We start from the raw sequence: 17,505 nt of genomic DNA on the forward strand, positions 1-17,505 counted from the left end.
AAAAGAAGAATGAAATACCTGTTTTTTGCTTGTATCAACCAGCCACGCAATGTGAGGTAAGTAGCATGCGCATTCTTGTGATAGAAGATAATCATCGACTAAACAGTTCTCTTCAGATGAATTTGACGCACGAAGGATATAGCGTTGACGCAGCCTATGATGGGCAGGAGGGTCAGGATCTTGCCGAATTGACGCCTTATGATCTCATCATTCTGGATATTCTCTTGCCGAAAAAGGATGGTCTGGAGGTCTGCCGAGATCTGCGGCGGCGACGAGTACATACCCCGGTGCTGCTGTTGACGGCGCGCGATAGCGTGGATGATCGCGTGAAAGGACTGGATTGTGGGGCTGATGATTATCTGGTTAAGCCGTTTGCGATGCGTGAGTTGCTGGCACGTTTGCGCGCTCTCTTGCGTCGTCAATCTCCCTACAAAACCGGGCGCATGGAGATGGGCGATCTGGTGATTGACCCGGTGACACATAGCGTGGAGCGGGACGGCTGTCCAGTCGAATTGACGCCCCGCGAATATGCATTGTTGGAATACTTTATGTACCATCCCAATCAGGTTGTTACGCGCGATATGATTGAGCAACATATCTGGAACTACGATTTTGAATGTGGCTCAAATGTGATCGATGTCTATGTACGCCGTTTGCGGAGAAAAATTGATGATCCTTTTAAGGTCAAGTTGTTGACAACTATTCGAGGCGTTGGCTATCGTCTGACTCCACCGCCGCAAGAGCGAGCATGACAAATGAAACGACGATCCCCTGTACAGGTTATTGTACGCTTCTTTTCTACCGTAAGGACGCGTCTGACCTTATGGTATCTGGCGGTAATCGCGGTAATTATGGTTGTCTTTGGCGGAAGCCTTTATGCCTCGCAGATGATCTTCAACGCAAGCACCGCCGCGAACCAGCTGGAGACGCGGCTGTCACAGGAAACGCAGAGGTTAGAGCATAGCTATAAGCAAGCGTTGCTGAAAGGCCAGATGCCCGCGAACCAACAACTAACGCTATCGGAAGATGAGATTGTTCTCTTGCTAAGTCCAGATGGCAACATTCTGGATCAACATGGGCCGCTGACAAACGATACCACACAGCAGTTGTTGAGCAGCGCGCAGAGCGGCCTGGCAACCTATGATCTCGCCATTTCTCAATCGAATGATAAATACAACAACGGGTGGTGGAATAACTGGCATGGCAAAGATACTAACTATCACATCCTCATTACACCAATCCTGAATAGCAATGCACGGATTGGCACGCTGATAGTTGGCCTGGTGCCCCAGTATCCATTCCCGTTGCTGTGGGCCTGGTTTTTTCATGCATTGATGGGGCTATTATTCGCTGCAATTGGTGGCTACTGGCTGGCAGGTAAAGCGTTGCGGCCCGTACGCACGATTACACGCATGGCGAATGAGATTCATGCCAGCGATCTGCGACGGCGTTTACATTTGGAGAGGCAGGATGAGTTTGGAGATCTGGCCGCCACGTTCGATCAGATGCTTGCTCGCCTTGAAGCTGCCTTCAAACGACAAACGCAGTTCACCGCCGATGCCAGCCACGAGTTGAGAACTCCACTTACTATTATCAATCTAGAGATTAACCGTGCACTCACCCAGTTGCAGCGGCCCGACGAGTATCAGCAGGTGTTGGAGCTGATTCAGGCCGAGAATGAGCAGATGACCGCTATTGTCAATAGCCTGTTGCTGCTGGCACGTGCGGATACCGGCCAGATCATGCTACATCAGGAAGAGGTTGATCTGAGCGATATTGCCCTTGCCTGTGTCGAGCGCCTGTGGCCTCTGGCAAAGCAGCGCAATATCAGTTTATCAATGGGAGAACTGCCCGAGCTGCTCGTGAGTGGCGATCCACATTATCTCGGTCGCATGCTCACCAACCTGATCGAGAATGCCATCAAATATACCAGCGGCGTTGGCAAGCGTGTGCACGTTGAGTTGGCCTGCGAGGAGCAGCGCCGGGGCATTATTCGTGTGCAGGACGACGGGCCGGGCATTGCTGAAGAGCACCTCCCCTATCTTTTTGATCGCTTTTATCGCGTCGATAAAGCCCGCACGCGCAAACAGAGGCAGGCAGGAGGCGAAGAGGTTGGCGGGACGGGGCTTGGTCTCGCTATTGTCCAATGGATCGTGCGGGTTCACGGCGGAGAAGTGCGGGTGGTGAGTATGATTGGGGCGGGTTCCATCTTTGAGGTGCGCCTCCCATTACGATCATGCGAGCCAGAGCAGCCATCCAGCCTGGAAGCTGTTTCGCATGGAGCAGGGGACAAGATGACAGATCGGTGACAAAAAAAGCTGCTAAAGTTCACTGCGATGTCATGTACTGGGGCTATACTCTCTCTATAAAATCGGTGACAGAAATATGACGAAACATCGCTATGATCGTTTCGCTGGAAAAAGAGAGGATAATATTATGCATTGGGGTATGGGCTTCTGGCCCCTGTTTCCGCTGTTGTGGATCGTGTTTCTTGTCTGTATCGTTGGTGGGATCATCCGCTGGGCAAGGTTTGGAGGCCGCAGGGGAGCCTTTTATGGCCCCGGAGTGCCAGTGCCAGAGCAGCCTTCAGCACTTGAAATCCTGAGCCAGCGTTATGCACGCGGAGAGATCGATTCAGAGACCTTTGATCAGATGCGCGAACGCCTGGAGAGCGTCAACAGGCCGCGCTATCCATAGTTGATCTAATAGAGAGAAAGACCCCCAACCAGATGAGCAGTTGGAGGTCTTTCTCTGTGTTGATGGCTAATGTGTGATCGTTACAGCCTCGGGCGGTTCAACAACTTCTTTGCTTGCTGCCGGCTCGCTCTTCGCTTTCTCTTCGGATGAGCCGGAGGTGAGGGCGCTAAATTTGATCCCCAGCAGACTGAGGTTGATAAAGGCCATTGTTGCCATAATCAGCGCGGTCAGTGGATGCGAAAACACGAACATATTCACTGCCAACGTTTTATCAAAGCCGAGCAAATCGCCAAAGACGAGGCCGCCAATCAGTTCGTTCCATCCCACCTGCCCAGGCGGTGTCGGCAGAATGGTGAACATATTGAAAAAGGTATAGCCGAAAATCGACATCCCAAAGTTGATTGTGTCGAGTCCCACAGCCCAGAACGAGAACATGGCGAACAGTCCATCGCAGGTCACAGCCAGACAGGTGAGCAGGACGGCGGGAATAAAGGTTTTGGGACGACTTGCAGCTGCAAGCAGGGAATCGACAAAACCCATTGCGAAGCCTTCGATCTTTGTGCCAATTTTAGCGGGGAGCAGGCGGCACATAAATTTAATGAAGGCAACGGCTTTGCCGCGATTCCAGGCTGTCAGAGCAACGACAAAAATGACGCCAATCAGGATACTGCTAATCAGTGCCAGCACGCCCCACAGTACCAGATTCATATGAATGCCCGGAATGAAGGGGACGACTGCCATAATGATGAGCGCGGGCATCAGGTCAAGCGCCTTATCCATCGCAACGGTTGGTAGGGATTGACTGACGGGGAGACCGGTTACGCGCTTGAGCATAATACTTTTGGTCAACTCGCCGCCCTGGACCGGTAATAATACATTTACGAATATGCCGATCCAGTAAATTTGCACTGTTTTGATCGGGCTGACCTTCTGGATTGGTCGCAAGAAGAAGCTCCAGCGGGTGCCGCGAATACTAAAGGCTGCCATAAAGAAAAAAGCCGCCAGTGACCCCATTAGCAGACCGTGTGGCGTGCCGAGATGGAGTTGGAGTTGTGCTGCCGCTTTGGGAATGTCGATAAATCGGAATGTCAGGACCAGCATTCCGATGCCGATCAGTCCACCCAGGATAACTTTGACGGCTGGTTTGCCTAAGAACGCTTTCCAGGCTGGTACGGCTGTGCCAGTCGTGGATGATGAGGCTGTGCCATCATTTGCTGTCTGATCTTCAGGACGTACGGCACGTAGGGAGCCGGTAAATTCTTTAATGCCTTGCTCCCATTCGTCTGCTGCAATGGTGGTGGTTGCCCCTGCCACTGTCACCTCATCGGGATGTGGCGTTTGTGGGATGCGCACGGCTTGAAGCAGGCCACTGATCTGCATCAATTCCACCGGACTCATGCGATGCGTATCGAGGTCAGGAACCAGTTGATCGTCCAAATCCTCGTAGGAGGAGAGATTATCGAGGGAGATGGGAGAATGGACACGGGGAATTTTGAGGGTAGGCTGTGCTGTAAAATCGAGCGCATGCATCTCTAGCTCTAAATCGTCGCCAGTATCTTGTGCCCCTGCATAGTCATCGAAAAGAAATTGGTGTGGATGTTTGAATAATCCACTCGGACTTGATGGAGGACGTGGTGTATATGGAATTGTTTTCGGTGATTTATCTTCCAGGTGCATCTAAACCTCACGCTAGCATTGCTTTTCATTCAAGGATTTAAAAGGGAACCTCTATATATATTACTGTAGCAATGAAATCGATAATGCCAGTAAAATTTCTTCTCGACCTTCCTTCTATTTTCTTAGCATAGGACTGAGGAACCGTCAAGAAAGGGCCATTGGTATAAGGTATAAAGGCTATGCCGAACTTCTCAAAGGTAGTACAATATGGTGAACAGCAAGGACTGATATACACTGAACTATAGAGATAAAGAAGGAATCATCTATATGGCTCTGACAATAGGGATTATTGGATTACCACAGAGCGGAAAAACAACGCTCTTTAATGCATTAACGAAGGCAGACGCACCGATTGGTGGATACGCTACCAGCACAGTGCAGGCGAATCTGGCGGTTGTGCCGGTCCCGGACCCGCGTTTGCAGCCGTTGGCCGATATCTTCAAGCCGCGCAAAGTAACGCCTACGACTGTCGAGTTTGTTGACGTAGCCGGTATGGGGCAGGCGGCTTCTGCTGGGAAAGAGAAGCGTGAAGGGTTGAGCGCCGAATTTCTGGGGCATATTCGCAATGCCGATGCACTGGCAATCGTGCTGCGAACCTTCGCCAACGAGAACGTTCCGCATATTTATGGGAGCATCGACCCCGAGCGCGACCTCGATAGCCTCAACGCGGAACTGGCCGTTACCGATCTCGCTACAGTTGAGAAGCGCCTGGAACGCACCTCACGCGCTGCAAAATCGGGCGATAAGAAATATCAACCCGAGATCGACCTCTTGCGCCGTTTGCAAGAGACGCTGAACGAGCTAAAAATGGCAAGCGAGCTTGAGTTCTCACAGCAGGATCAGGCCGTGCTGGGCGAGTTGTTCTTGCTCACGATGAAGCCGCGCATGTACGTGTTGAATGTTAGCGAGGATGTGTTGGGAGATGCTAACGAACTGCTGGCAAAGATCCGCGAGGGCGGTGATGTGCAGGTTGAGAGCCTGGAGGGAGAGCTAAAGGGGATTGCCAGGATTGCGCAACGTGCGAAGGCCGAGGGTGCCGAAGTGGTGGCCGTCTCTGCACGTTTGGAAGCAGAACTGGCAGAACTTTCCGAAGAAGAGGCCCATGAGTATCTGGAAGCGCTGGGGTTGCCACAGTTGGGAGCGGACCGCGTGATTCAGGTCGGGTATCGCCTGCTCAATCTGATTACGTTCCTGACAGCTGGTGAAGACGAGGTGCGCGCCTGGACTGTGACGAAGGGGGCGAAAGCACCAGAGGCCGCAGGCAAGATCCACTCCGATATCGAGCGCGGCTTTATTCGCGCCGAAGTCACTCACTTCGATGATTTCATGGCCTCTGGCTCGTTTGCCGCCGCCTCCAAGAAGGGCTTGCAACGGCTCGAAGGCAAAGAATACGTCATCAAAGACGGCGATATCGCTCATTTCCGCTTTAACGTTGGGAAATAGGGTAGATATCTAGAATGTAAATATGAGTCATCCCAAATTTTTTTGCGGCGACTCCTGCTCGCTGCGCAGCGGTTCGCTGTTGAAGGAGGGGATGGTGGCTGGTGGGAGGCAACGCCTCCCACCAGCCACCATCCCCTCCTTCAACAGGACGAAGTGCCGAAGGCGCTGAGGAGTGAGAGAGCCGCAAGGAAAAAGTTCGGGATAACTCCTTATAACGTTACACCGCAACCATAACGGGGCGGAACATCTTCTCTTCTAGTCCAGCTTTGACAGAGGACCATTCGCTATCGAGAATGCTGTAGTAGACCGAATCGCGGCAGAAGCCGTTTGGTAGCACCATATGGTTGCGGAGAATGCCCTCTTTGACGGCTCCGAGACGTTCGATGGCTCGCTGCGAAATCTCGTTGCGACTATCGGTCTTGAATTGTACGCGCACGGCTCGCAGCGTCTCGAAGGCGTGGCGCAACAGCAGGTATTTACATTCGGTGTTAATTCCAGTGCGACGCGCCTCTTTTGCCAGCCAGGTCCAGCCGATTTCGAGACCGCGATCTTTAGATGAGATGTTCATATAGCGGGTCGCACCAACAACTCGATTGGTGGCCCGGTCGATGATCACAAAAGGGAGGTCGGTTCCCTCTTCCTGGCCGCGCAGAGCAGCGCGAATCCAGGCCACCATATCAGCCAGCGAACGACCGGGATTGGTGGGCATATAGAGCCAGATGGAGGGATCTTGAGCCGCCTCATATAAATCTTCCACGTAGTCCATGCTCAACGGCTTCAGGTAGACGACATGTCCCTCTAAGGTAGTTGGTTCGATTTTCATGCGTAACATGTGGGTAGTGTGATTTCCTTATAATATGTATTGAACTGGTCGTCGGGCGCGCTTTCCATGCCCTGTGGCCTGATAAAAGACACAAAAAAAAGAAGGGTTAGTTCCTATTTCATTATACTCATCAAATCTGCATTCTATTTTATACAACAATGTATAAGCATCTCTTTATGCCCGACAATTGCAAATGGTGATCTCTATGTGAGAGACGGATGAGTTCATCAAATATAAAACGGTGCATCGATAGATTTTGTCACACGCTCAGCTTTTCGGGCCAGTTCGTCATATTAGCTGATGGCGAAGCTGGCCTGTCCATAGATGTGTCTGCGATCCCGACCGGGAACGGACGGTCCCAGACGCATATGAGCGAGCGTGCGCTGTTCTCTGAAGCCATAGCGATGCAACAAACGCATGCCTGCCTCATTGCTGACTGGAATGATGGCTCGTGGTGCGCCTGCAAAGGGCAAGGCCTGGGCGCGGCTCAAGAGTTGCTCGGCAACCTCAACATTTGTCGCCATCCAGGGGCCTAACATATCTTCCTGAGCGATCAAGAAGCCGGTAATGGAGCCGCCTGGATCGCGAGCAATGAAGGCGCGTTGCGGATCGTCGGCCAGGTAGGACGCCAGTACGTGGCCGCGTGCAGCACCGAAATAGGCGGCATCGAAAGCGACAAGCTCTGGCAGGTCTGATGCTTGCAACTGGTTGATTGCTTCATTCTGTGGAGGCATTATCTCTAATATATTATCGCGCTGCAAGAGCATTGCCCCATCGTCCTCCACAAAGCCAAGACGTGGATAGAGCCGCGCTCCATCCTTGCTTGCGTCCAGCAAAACGGTCGGACAGCCATGCGCTTCAATGCGCCGCAATAGCTCTTCCATAATGGCTCGTCCAATGCCACGTCTCTGCGCTGTGGGGGAGACTCCCATCAGGCCGATAAAGCTGAACGGGCCGTAGTGCGTCGCTCCACCCATACCGATCGGTTTGTCGTTGGAGAGCGCGAAAAGCCAGTCGTTCGGCAGCAAGGGCAGGCAGCGAGGCAAGCTGCTGGTTGGACCGCCATAGGCAGCCAGCAATAGTTCGCTGGCGACTGGAATATCCTGTTCGGTGATTGTACGAAAGGTTAATTGCAATCCTATTTTCTCCTGAGTGTGACCAGCGCAACACCGGTTAGAATAATCAGCATGGCAAACAGACCTACGGGCGTGATGCGCTCACCTGCAACCAGGGCACCAAGCAGCACCGCGACCGCCGGATTGATATAGGCATAGCTGGTAGCAAGCGCGGGACGGACATGGCGCAGCACATAGCCATAAGCGCTATAGGCGATCATCGAGCCAAACAAGACCAGATAGCCCAGCGCCAGCAGCGAGCGGAGATCGGGCCAGTGCGTGATGCGTTCGCCGAGCAACAGACCAAGCAACAGTGTAATCAGTCCACCTGCGACCATCTGGGCTGCGCTGGACATCATCCCTGTTGGCATGGAGAGGCGAGAGCTGAGCGCTGAGCCAAGCGACCAGCACATCGGGGCAAGCAGTAGCGAGATAGCTCCTATGGGGTTTGCCCATAGCCCATGTTCCATATTGAGGAGAAAGACGCCAGCCAGACCCAGCAGCAGCCCTATCCACTCTCCACGCGCTGGCCAGCGACCCATCAGGCCAATGATGAGTGTGAGCCAGAGAGGAGTTGCCGCGACCGCCACTGCTGCCAGACCGGAGGCGACCCACTGTTCTGCGAAGGAGACGCCGCCATTGCCGCCAACCACGAGCAAGGTGCCGACTACTGCCGCCCCGCCCCATTGTGCGCGGGAGGGTGCCGGATTCCCGCGCACACGTAGAAGAAGGAAGAGCAATATGCCAGCCAGCGAAAAGCGAATGCCGCTCATGAGAAACGGTGGGAAGCCTGTGAGCGCTATGCTCATGCCGAGATAGGTTGAACCCCAGATAAGGTAGAGCGCCAGCAATGCCAGAATAATGCCGACGCGCTCCTGGGCTTTTGTTGTAGGGGATGTTTCCTGCTCTGCGGAGCTGTTTTGTTGGATGCTATTGGTCTGAGTGATAGGGTTCCTCTCTTCCTGTATGTCGTGTGAAGGGCAGCATCGCCGCAATGGTAGTATGGACAAATCCACATACGGACATACAGAGAATATATCACATCAATGAAAACCGGGCCAGACCTGCCGCATCTCCCACTCATGACTATGGATACCATCGCGGCTATCAACTCCCCAGAGCCGAGCAGCGACATTAAACACCACGAGAACGCACAAAAGAGCGATAAGTTCCATGATCCTTCCTTCCTTTTGCGATAGGCACATGTATGTCTTTGCATATAAAGATGGTAAACGAGGTTTGGTGGAATTCCTACAGCCAATAAAGGGCCAGCCCATGCGGACTGGCCCACCAATGTAAGATGAGTTTAGCGGATGGGTTGCAAGGCGCTGGCTCGTTCCTGTTGCAGGAGTTGCTGTTTGCGCTCGCGACCCCAGCGATAGCCGCCCGCCTCGCCGTTTTCGCGCACAACCCGATGGCAGGGGATAACGAGAGCAACGGGATTGGTCGCGCACGCCTGAGCAACGGCCCGTGCCTTTCTGGTATCGCCGAGCGCACGCGCAATCGCGCCATACGAGCGGGTCTCGCCATATGGGATGGCCTGTAACTCTTTCCAGACCTTCCACTGGAACGCCGTGGCCTGCACATCGATCGGTAGCGCCAGGTGTGGCTGCTGGCCTTGAAGATGCTCTAGCAGCGCGTTGACCCACTCCGAAAGGATGCTGCTATCGTGTGTGATCTCTGCTGCCGGATACTCTTTGAACAGGGCGGCCTCAAGATCCGTATCCACCTCGCCGATACAGACGGAGCAGACGCCTTTTTCGGTTCCCGCCACCAGCAGGCGGCCCAGGGGAGAATCGACGATAGTATAATGAATAGACATGCCATGCCCTCCTCTTTGGTAGACAACTGGGGTCATCCCTAATTGCGTTGCCGTGCGTTCGTACAGTCGGCTGGTCGAACTATAACCAGCATCATACATTGCGGTTGTCACGGTTTCACCTTCTTTCAGACGCTCTTTGAATTGTTTGAGCCGTTGCGCCTCGGCGTATTGATGGGGAGTAATGCTCATAATATGCTTGAAAACGCGCTGGAGGTGATAGGGACTCATTCCGGCCTGTTCGCCCAGCGTTGTCAGCGTGAGAGGCTCCTCAAGGTGTTGCTCGATATAGCGACAGATGCGTTGTATCAGGTCCACATGTGCCTCGCCTGTCGTTGTCTGGTTTGGTTGGCAGCGGCGACAGGGGCGAAATCCTGCTTGCTCAGCCTGTTCGGGCAAGGGGAAGAACGCGACCTGCTCGCGTCTCGGGCGTCGCGATGGGCAGGAAGGATGGCAGTATATCCCTGTCGAGCGAACAGCATAGACAAAGACGCCATCCATATGAATATCTTTCTGTTGTACCGCCTGCCAGTACTCTTCTTCTTGCAGTATCATGTCTTTCCCCTGCCTCTCTGCTTGCTTCAAACGATGATTCTCGTGTTTCTTGATGAAAGTATAGCCTAAATAGAGGCGAACAACTATCCGATTATTGCGCTGTAATTTGCTGTGGAGGGAGCGGTGTTTGAAGGCGTGCCTGACTCTATGATAGTATTATAGCATTGGAGGGGTTTGCCACCCAGCCGATTTGTCTTCCATCTTCGATGTTGTGCGTTCAACTTTGTATTTGACCCTGTATTTGTGTGTTTGTATTTGGACCCGGTATTTGCGACTGAGGGGTCTCGATAGCGTGTAGGAGGAATAATGTCTGATCTCCGTCTGGATCTAAAAACTGAGATTGATGAGCGCGTCCCTGATTTGATTGCGATGCGGCGCGACCTGCATGAACATCCTGAACTTGCATTTGAGGAGGTGCGCACATCTGGTATTGTTGCTCAACGGCTCAAAGCGTTGGGGTTGGAGGTGCAGACTGAGGTGGCGAAGACCGGCGTTGTTGGCCTGTTGCGCGGCGGTGCCAGCGGACCCGATGCAAAGACGCTTGCTATCCGTGCGGATATGGATGCGCTCCCCATCTTAGAGGAGAACGATATCGAGTATCGCTCGCAGATCGACGGCAAGATGCATGCCTGTGGACATGATGGACATACCTCGATCCTGTTGACGGTGGCCGATATTTTGAGCAAGCGACGTGCAGAGTTGAAGGGCAATGTCAAATTTGTCTTTCAGCCAGCTGAGGAGATGGTTGGCGGAGCCGAGCCAATGGTGGAGCAGGGAGCGATGGCGCAGGTGGACGGCGTGATTGGACTGCACCTGATCAGCAACTATGAGATTGGACGCGTTGGCGTGCGCTCAGGTCCAGTTTTTGCTGGTGCGCAGCGCTTTGATATCTCTGTCAAAGGGAAGGGTGGACACGCAGCCATGCCCGAATCGGCTGTTGATCCTATTGTTATTTCTGCCCAGATTATTCTGGCGCTGCAAACGCTGATCAGCCGCGAAACCTCGCCCTTTAGCCCGGCGGTTATCACGGTGGCTTCTGTTCACTCCGGGACAGCCTTCAACATTATTCCAGAGCAGGCGACCCTGCTAGGAACAATGCGCGCCTTCACCAGAGACCATCAGCAATATCTTGCGCGCCGTGTCGCTGAGGTGGCGAACGGGATTGCAACGGCTATGGGTGGTGGCTGTGAAATCTCCTGGAACGACGCGATCCCTCCATGCGTTAACGATCCCTCTATGACCGAACTGGTGCAGAAGGCGGCGAGCGCGACCGTTGGTGAGGATCACGTTGATAGCGGCGAGGAAGTGATGACGACGGGTAGCGACGATATGGCGATCTTTCTCAATACCGTTCCGGGCTGCTACTTTATCGTGGGTGCTCGCAACGAGGCAAAAGGTGCTGAGTATCCCCATCATCATCCACGCTTCAATATCGATGAAGAGGCGCTGCCAGTTGGCGTCGAGGTCTTAACCCGTGCCACGCTCGATTATCTAGGATCGTAATCGATGTTTGTGAATATCAAAAGGCGGGCTTACGTAGCCCGTCTTGTTCTATTTGATCGAGATTTATACCTGAATCTATAAAAACTTTTCATGCGAAGAGCCAAATGTTTGATAAGGCGTATCTTTATTCGTTCCGCTCTTTGAGGCGCTGATACACTTCAGCGTAAGGCTTGTTTTCAGTGCGGGCCATAGCCTCTATTTCCCATCGGAAATGATTTGTATCATCTTTTATGGCTTTCGCAAAATTAAAAAACTGTTTATAACCATATGCTCCTGTTGTATCACCACCTAAATTGAACGGCCTGGTTTGATCTATAATAAATTTATGAGAATAGCCTGTATCATCTTTAACTTTTTTGTATCTGGAATACATTTCTGATTCAGGAATACCTTCTTGTGCTGATAAAGCTAATGCTTGATCATAAGTCATGCCTGTGTTCTGGTAAAATATTGCCATCTCGTTGTATACTTGCTCTATACTTTTATTTGATTCAAGCGCTTTTTCGTTGATATATACTTTAGAATAGCCTGTATCATCTTTAACTTTTTTGTATCTGGGATATATTTCTGATACAGGAATACCCTCTTGTATTGATAAAGCATGAGCTTGATTGTATGGCATGCCTGTATCATCGTAAAACTTTTTCATCTCGTCGTATACTTGCTGTATGCTTTTATTTGATTCAATCGCTTTTCTAGCAATATCTGCTTGGGAAGAGCCTGTATCATCTACTAATTTCTTAAGCCTGTCTCGCATGATTTTACGATTCAAGCCGTTGGCAAGAGCCATAGCTTCTATACCAGGCGTATCGAAGCCTGTACCTGTGCTAAACGTGCCCTCAGATGTAAAGGTTCGTCCTTCTAAATCCTCAGGTTTACGACCTCCTAAGCTTCTAGGAATATCTTTCTGTCCGCCAAAAATCTGCTTGATTTCATCAGATGGGCTGAGTTCCCGGCTACCAGGGCTAGAGGAGCCTTGATCACCCCTTTCTTCGTGTTGTTGCTCTGGATTGAAAAGATTAAGCGTATCTGGCTTCGATTTCTTTGCATCCTGTGGTGGTGTCATTCCTTCTCGGTCTCTCTTAGGCATAGCATATCCTCGCTTTATACCGTGTTTTCCGTAACGGTTTTATTTATTGACGTTTAAGACTATCTCAAGCAAAAAGGAAGCCCTGGCTTGCCAGAAACTGCCGAATGAAGTAAGGTTCTTTGCACAGAAGAAAAACCAGGCAGAGGACGCTTACACTTTGAACCTTAACACATTCAAACAGATTCGTCATCAGATCTATCAGTACTATGAGCGCAGCGCGGATGCGCTGTTTGAGTCGTGCGATGTGATCCCTCCCTGCGTCAACGATCTCGCTATGACGGAACTGGTGCAGAAGGCGGCGAGTGCAGCCGTTGGCGAAGATCACGTTGATAACGACGAAGAGGTAATGACGGCGGGTTAAGCAACTCGTCTCTGTTTTCAGGTGAGGCATATGGGGATCAATCCCTATTTTTGTGTGTGCCATGCTAATTGATGAGTTAAATGCTCACCTCAGTACATACCCTATGTCCCGACGAAAGGTACGAGCCTGACAAAAAGCGGTGCCGGAATATTTCAGGTTGTTACTGGATAGACGTACACATATCCGCACTTTATACTTTTCCCAGAGATGAGCAGATCTGTAGAAAGGAGAACAAGAGCATGACAAGAAAGTACGTTACTTTTATCAGTTTGCTCGTACTGGCAACTATGTTGCTTACTTCCTGCGGTATAGCGGATAATTCGGCGCAATCATCTGGCCCGCAGGTGCGTATGGGACTGTCTACGTTTATCGATACGACAGTGACTATTCAACAGGGGCAGTCTGTTGTGCTGGTGGATACGGTCAGTTCGACGCATATCATCACCAATGGGACGTGGGATGAGAACACGCCTATTGCAAAGACCGAGGCTGGTGCGCCCAAGATCAATGTGACCGTTGCCAACGCCAATCAGCAGCAAAGCATCGGCCCATTTACCAATCCTGGCACGTTTCAAATGTACTGTACCGTCCATCCAGGTATGAATCTTGCCATCACTGTGAAGTGAGCGCGATTTGAAAAGAGGAAACATATGGAATTGAAAACAATTGCCGTGATAAAGAAAAATCAGAACTACTATCGTTCTGACATATTGTCATCAAGAAGAAAGTTGCTATTTTCTTTATTGGGCCTGAGTAGTGCTATGCTACTTGCAGGCTGTGGTGCTGAGAGTGCTGATGGGATGCAGATGCAGCATACTATGTCCACTCAGCCCTCAACAACCGCCGTTTCGCAGGCAGATCTGGGCAATGTACCTGCTCCTGATCTACGGTTGCAGGATCAAAACGGGAAAGCGGTCTCTCTGTCGCAATTGAAAGGTAAGGTTGTCGCGCTCACCTTCTGGTATACACACTGTCCAGATATGTGTCCGCTGGCGGCAGAAAAGTTTCGGCAGGTACTCTCCGGCCTGGATCATAAGAAGGTGGAGCAGATCGCTGTGCTTGCGGTGAGCGTTGATCCTGCCAACGACACGGCGAATAGCGCGCAACAATTCTCTCAGGCCCATCGTCTGTCGTCCTATGCAAACTGGCACTTCCTGCTTGGCACGCAAGAGCAGTTGCAACCAGTCTGGAAAGACTATCACATCTATACCGACGCGGAAAAGGAGACCCCGGCTCAGGGGCAGGCGCTCAACCACATGGCGATTATCTATCTGATTGATCGGCAGGGAAGAGAACGAGTGATGCTCCCCGCCGATTTTACGCCTTCGCAATTGAGTAAAAATCTTGAGAGTTTGCTTGTGTGATAATGTTTTTTTCAGGTGGAGGCCGGCCAAAAATAGGTATCTCTCCTCATGACAGAGCTCCACAGTTCGTCTACCTATGAGTAGGATCTGAGAACCATCGGGTGTTCTTGTCATCTATTGGAAGATGCACGAGCGGGGATGGTTCGGATACCTGAAGTGGATTTTTCTTGTGAAATAGGAAGGGTGAAGAATGAAGAGATTATTTTGTCGCAGCGGGATCTCTCTAGTTATTGCTCTCGCTCTGGTTACAATTGTAATCAGTCCCACATTTGCTCATGAAAAGCGTCAGGTTGGCAAATATACGTTTTAGCGATCTAAAGGTCTATAACCAGGCCAGGCAGCGCGTCGATCTCAATGATAGCCACGCCGCCGCTGACTCGTATTCGCTGCTCGTCTCTGTTCGTCCCAATTTGCCAGATGCCGCATATACGGTTGTGTTTAGCAATATATCGAGCGAAGATGGGCATCATGTGGTAGGTGCCTTCAGCTTCGTTGTTGGCGCTGGTGCCTTGCCGACCAATACTGATGCGCTTGTGGCTCAGGTGCAGAGCGGACAGAGCAATTTTAACGCCTGGAGTGTCGGGCTGCGCTGGCTAAATTATCTGGGCATGGCCCTCTTACTGGGAACGGTCGCGTTTATTCTGTTCGTCTGGCGTCCAACCTTTGTTTCGTTGCGAGAACAGGTTGGCGCGGCAATCAATAAAGCGGATGTCGGCGTCGAGCAAGGGGCGCTACGCATCATGGGTGGCAGCATGCTCCTGCTCTTCGTGGCGACCCTGGCATTTTTGATCTATCAGGCCGCCTTTGCCAGTGCCAGCGCGCCCTGGGAGATTGTGGGCAATGGCACTGAACAATCTGCTGTTTCAGAGCCGCTTTGGGGTTGTCTGGTGGATACGAGTTGCCCTGCTTGTCGCAACTGGCGGTGTTATGTTGTTCAGTTGGCGGCGTCTCTTCCACTGGGCGAAGCGTCCCCGCACGCTCTATAACACCCTCATCTTTCTCAGCATTGCGATCATGACGACCACCTCGCTTGATGCTCATGCGGCGGCAAAAGCTGAGGCGTGGCTGTTGCTGCCCTTAGACCTGATCCATCTTGTCAGCACAGGTTTCTGGATTGGTGGCGTGTTCTGTCTGGCGATCCTCTTACCAATAGGCGTGGGTAAACTGGCGCCTGAAAGCGGAGAGCGCACACAACTTCTGGCGTCTCTGTTGCCGCGTTTCTCAGTGGTTGCGATTTGCTGCGTCGTGTTGCTCGTGGTGACGGGAACGGTCCAGGCTGTGTTCGATGTTGGCTCGTGGGAGGCACTTTGGGGCAGTAGCTATGGGCAAACGTTGCTTATCAAAATCGGTCTCTTCGCGCTGCTGCTTGCTCTGGGCGCGTTTCACCTGCTGCGTATCAGTCCACAATTGCGTGCGTTTGTCGCACCTGCTGATGGCGAGATGGATGTTGCAGAGGCGGGAAAGGTGCGGACCACTTTTGGTAAATCGATCAGAGTAGAAGCAGCACTGGCTGTTGTGCTGCTGGTGATCGTGGGAGCGCTGACCAGCTTGAGTCCACCGCCGCCGGGCGCACCGGTTAAGAGTACGAATCAGAGTGGGAGCGCACCGCTGGTCTATCAGGGCAAGATGGACGACCTCATCTATAGCCTCGTCGTCAATCCGGGGCGTGTGGGCATGAATACGTTTGAGGTGTCATTGAAAGAGCGCAACGGACAGCCATTGACGAAAGCAGATGGGGTGCGTTTGCGCTTTACTATGCTGGATATGGATATGGGCACGCAGGAGTTGGATCTGATGCCAGTGCCGGATCAACCGGGCCATTACATGGTCAACAGCATAGCTCTGGGCATGTTGGGACACTGGAAAATGACGTTGCTGGTCTATCGCACAGGCTTTGACGATGCCCAAACCACAATAAATCTCTCAGTTCCCGAAAGCTGAAAAAGAGCGAAAACATGGCCCCGAATATGGTAGGAGCGATGGCTTGTCCTCGCCCCTACCATACACAAGATGCCCCTGGAATAGATCGTGGACGCGCCAATAGTCAGGTGTTCGAGGCAATACTATCGCTGTTCGGTGTCAGGATTGCATCGACCTGTTCGAGCAGGCGTTGGACGTTGGCGAAGCCGTAATTGATGGCGTGTGCCTTGCCCGTCGCGTCAAGCACGACCGTTGTTGGCACCGTAAGCACCTGATAGTGGCGGGTCAATTCGGGGGTCGTGGGAGCATCGATATATTCCACCGACACAGCCTCGCCACGCTGAGTAAGCAAACGCTGCAAGGCCGGTTCCTGCAATTGATGACACTGACGACAATCATCGCTGCTAAATGCCAGGATGCGTATGCGGCCTGTATCTTGTGGCGATGGTGCTAAGGGAGCAGCCGCTAGCGCGTGCTGGCGACGAGAAGCGACGAAGCGGCGGCCAGACCAGATGAGCAGCCAGGTGAAAAGGCCGAGCGCTGCGACAATGACAATACGGAAGAGAAGCTCTGACATCGCGTTCAGACTCCTCGCCAGTGAAAACCGCCCTCGTAGCGCACACGGGGGAGAATGCCGAAGCGTCCAAGATGGTAGTAGACGAAGCAGCCTGCACAGAAGCCAACCGTCAGGTTCAGACCGGCCAGCACAAAGACGATCAAATCGAGCGTCCAGCCGAGTGCGGATAGACTGGTAAGAAGAAGAACGAGGCTGGCTGCGATCAGGAAGATGGCACCAATGGCCTGAGCAAAGCGATGTGGCGCAGGATCATCTTCAACGGGGCGTGGCTGCCAGAGATGGAGGGGCAGCACAATTCCTTTGTACAACAATCGAAATGGCCCTGCCGCTGGCACCAGCGCACTCAGGGCCAGTGCGAGAGCCGCCAGCACCACCAGCCAGGGCTGTGCAAAGATAAAGGCCAGTGCGGTGAGAACGACGACGCCACCTTGCGAAAACTTCAAAAGATGAGCATCAACGTGGAGAGGTTGAGAGACAGTCGAGGCAGTACTCATCAAATAGATCCTCCAGAATGGTGAGAACGGGGTTATTAATATAATAACTGACAGGAATAAACCTGTG

General features: G+C 52.2%; 19 protein-coding genes. 10 read left to right on the forward strand and 9 right to left on the reverse strand.

Annotation, left to right across the window (positions count from 1 at the left end; genetic code table 11):
* The first annotated feature begins 65 nt into the window (after positions 1–65).
* The 3 genes from K3T83_RS20200 to K3T83_RS20210 all read left to right on the forward strand — a co-directional run bounded on the left by K3T83_RS20200 (position 66) and on the right by K3T83_RS20210 (position 2,697).
* The gene (locus K3T83_RS20200) at positions 66–752 is read left to right on the forward strand and encodes a response regulator transcription factor (protein WP_220204747.1); all 687 of its coding nucleotides are present in this window, start codon (positions 66–68) and stop codon (positions 750–752) included.
* Between the two features lie 3 nt (positions 753–755).
* Complete coding sequence (locus K3T83_RS20205; protein ID WP_220204748.1) at positions 756–2,309, forward strand: sensor histidine kinase; 1,554 nt, start codon at positions 756–758, stop codon at positions 2,307–2,309.
* 127 nt (positions 2,310–2,436) lie between these two features.
* Positions 2,437–2,697: an SHOCT domain-containing protein gene (locus K3T83_RS20210; protein WP_220204749.1), complete on the forward strand. Its 261-nt coding sequence runs from the start codon at positions 2,437–2,439 to the stop codon at positions 2,695–2,697.
* A 66-nt stretch (positions 2,698–2,763) separates the two neighbouring features.
* On the opposite strand, the gene K3T83_RS20215 is transcribed toward K3T83_RS20210, so the two are convergent.
* Positions 2,764–4,374 carry a lysylphosphatidylglycerol synthase transmembrane domain-containing protein gene (locus K3T83_RS20215; RefSeq protein ID WP_220204750.1) on the reverse strand — a complete coding sequence of 537 codons (1,611 nt, stop codon included), beginning with the start codon at positions 4,372–4,374 and terminating at the stop codon, positions 2,764–2,766.
* 267 nt (positions 4,375–4,641) lie between these two features.
* Between K3T83_RS20215 and ychF the strand changes: the two genes are divergently transcribed.
* On the forward strand, positions 4,642–5,817 hold the full coding sequence (ychF, locus tag K3T83_RS20220; protein ID WP_220204751.1) for a redox-regulated ATPase YchF: 1,176 nt from the start codon (positions 4,642–4,644) through the stop codon (positions 5,815–5,817).
* A 217-nt stretch (positions 5,818–6,034) separates the two neighbouring features.
* On the opposite strand, the gene K3T83_RS20225 is transcribed toward ychF, so the two are convergent.
* From K3T83_RS20225 to ada, 5 genes are all read right to left on the reverse strand, one after another.
* On the reverse strand, positions 6,035–6,649 hold the full coding sequence (locus K3T83_RS20225) for a GNAT family N-acetyltransferase (RefSeq protein WP_220204752.1): 615 nt from the start codon (positions 6,647–6,649) through the stop codon (positions 6,035–6,037).
* A 284-nt stretch (positions 6,650–6,933) separates the two neighbouring features.
* Positions 6,934–7,776, reverse strand: coding sequence for a GNAT family N-acetyltransferase (locus K3T83_RS20230; RefSeq protein ID WP_220204753.1), 843 nt, complete (start codon positions 7,774–7,776; stop codon positions 6,934–6,936).
* A 2-nt stretch (positions 7,777–7,778) separates the two neighbouring features.
* The gene (yedA, locus tag K3T83_RS20235) at positions 7,779–8,765 is read right to left on the reverse strand and encodes a drug/metabolite exporter YedA (RefSeq protein WP_236064940.1); all 987 of its coding nucleotides are present in this window, start codon (positions 8,763–8,765) and stop codon (positions 7,779–7,781) included.
* A gap of 33 nt (positions 8,766–8,798) precedes the next feature.
* Positions 8,799–8,930 carry a hypothetical protein gene (locus K3T83_RS57255; RefSeq protein WP_268963470.1) on the reverse strand — a complete coding sequence of 44 codons (132 nt, stop codon included), beginning with the start codon at positions 8,928–8,930 and terminating at the stop codon, positions 8,799–8,801.
* 131 nt (positions 8,931–9,061) lie between these two features.
* Positions 9,062–10,129, reverse strand: coding sequence for a bifunctional DNA-binding transcriptional regulator/O6-methylguanine-DNA methyltransferase Ada (gene ada, locus K3T83_RS20240; protein WP_220204754.1), 1,068 nt, complete (start codon positions 10,127–10,129; stop codon positions 9,062–9,064).
* A 306-nt stretch (positions 10,130–10,435) separates the two neighbouring features.
* Between ada and K3T83_RS20245 the strand changes: the two genes are divergently transcribed.
* Complete coding sequence (locus tag K3T83_RS20245) at positions 10,436–11,632, forward strand: M20 metallopeptidase family protein (protein WP_220204755.1); 1,197 nt, start codon at positions 10,436–10,438, stop codon at positions 11,630–11,632.
* 124 nt (positions 11,633–11,756) lie between these two features.
* Here K3T83_RS20245 and K3T83_RS20250 read toward each other — a convergent pair whose 3' ends face one another.
* Complete coding sequence (locus tag K3T83_RS20250) at positions 11,757–12,722, reverse strand: hypothetical protein (protein ID WP_220204756.1); 966 nt, start codon at positions 12,720–12,722, stop codon at positions 11,757–11,759.
* 157 nt (positions 12,723–12,879) lie between these two features.
* Here K3T83_RS20250 and K3T83_RS20255 point away from each other — a divergent pair, with 157 nt between their 5' ends.
* The 5 genes from K3T83_RS20255 to K3T83_RS20270 all read left to right on the forward strand — a co-directional run bounded on the left by K3T83_RS20255 (position 12,880) and on the right by K3T83_RS20270 (position 16,388).
* The gene (locus tag K3T83_RS20255) at positions 12,880–13,083 is read left to right on the forward strand and encodes a hypothetical protein (RefSeq protein ID WP_220204757.1); all 204 of its coding nucleotides are present in this window, start codon (positions 12,880–12,882) and stop codon (positions 13,081–13,083) included.
* 239 nt (positions 13,084–13,322) lie between these two features.
* Complete coding sequence (locus K3T83_RS20260; RefSeq protein ID WP_220204758.1) at positions 13,323–13,709, forward strand: cupredoxin domain-containing protein; 387 nt, start codon at positions 13,323–13,325, stop codon at positions 13,707–13,709.
* Between the two features lie 24 nt (positions 13,710–13,733).
* Entirely contained in the window at positions 13,734–14,447 is a 714-nt protein-coding gene (locus tag K3T83_RS20265; protein ID WP_220204759.1) for an SCO family protein, read from the forward strand.
* Between the two features lie 290 nt (positions 14,448–14,737).
* Positions 14,738–15,433, forward strand: coding sequence for a copper resistance protein CopC (locus K3T83_RS56310; protein WP_236064941.1), 696 nt, complete (start codon positions 14,738–14,740; stop codon positions 15,431–15,433).
* A 28-nt stretch (positions 15,434–15,461) separates the two neighbouring features.
* A complete protein-coding gene (locus K3T83_RS20270; RefSeq protein ID WP_236065124.1) occupies positions 15,462–16,388 on the forward strand; it encodes a CopD family protein in 927 nt (308 codons plus the stop codon).
* 103 nt (positions 16,389–16,491) lie between these two features.
* Here the strand turns inward: K3T83_RS20270 and K3T83_RS20275 are convergent, their stop codons facing one another.
* Complete coding sequence (locus K3T83_RS20275) at positions 16,492–16,944, reverse strand: thioredoxin fold domain-containing protein (protein WP_220204761.1); 453 nt, start codon at positions 16,942–16,944, stop codon at positions 16,492–16,494.
* A gap of 5 nt (positions 16,945–16,949) precedes the next feature.
* A complete protein-coding gene (locus K3T83_RS20280; protein ID WP_220204762.1) occupies positions 16,950–17,438 on the reverse strand; it encodes a DUF4395 domain-containing protein in 489 nt (162 codons plus the stop codon).
* Positions 17,439–17,505 lie beyond the last annotated feature (67 nt).

This window comes from Reticulibacter mediterranei (assembly GCF_016587455.1).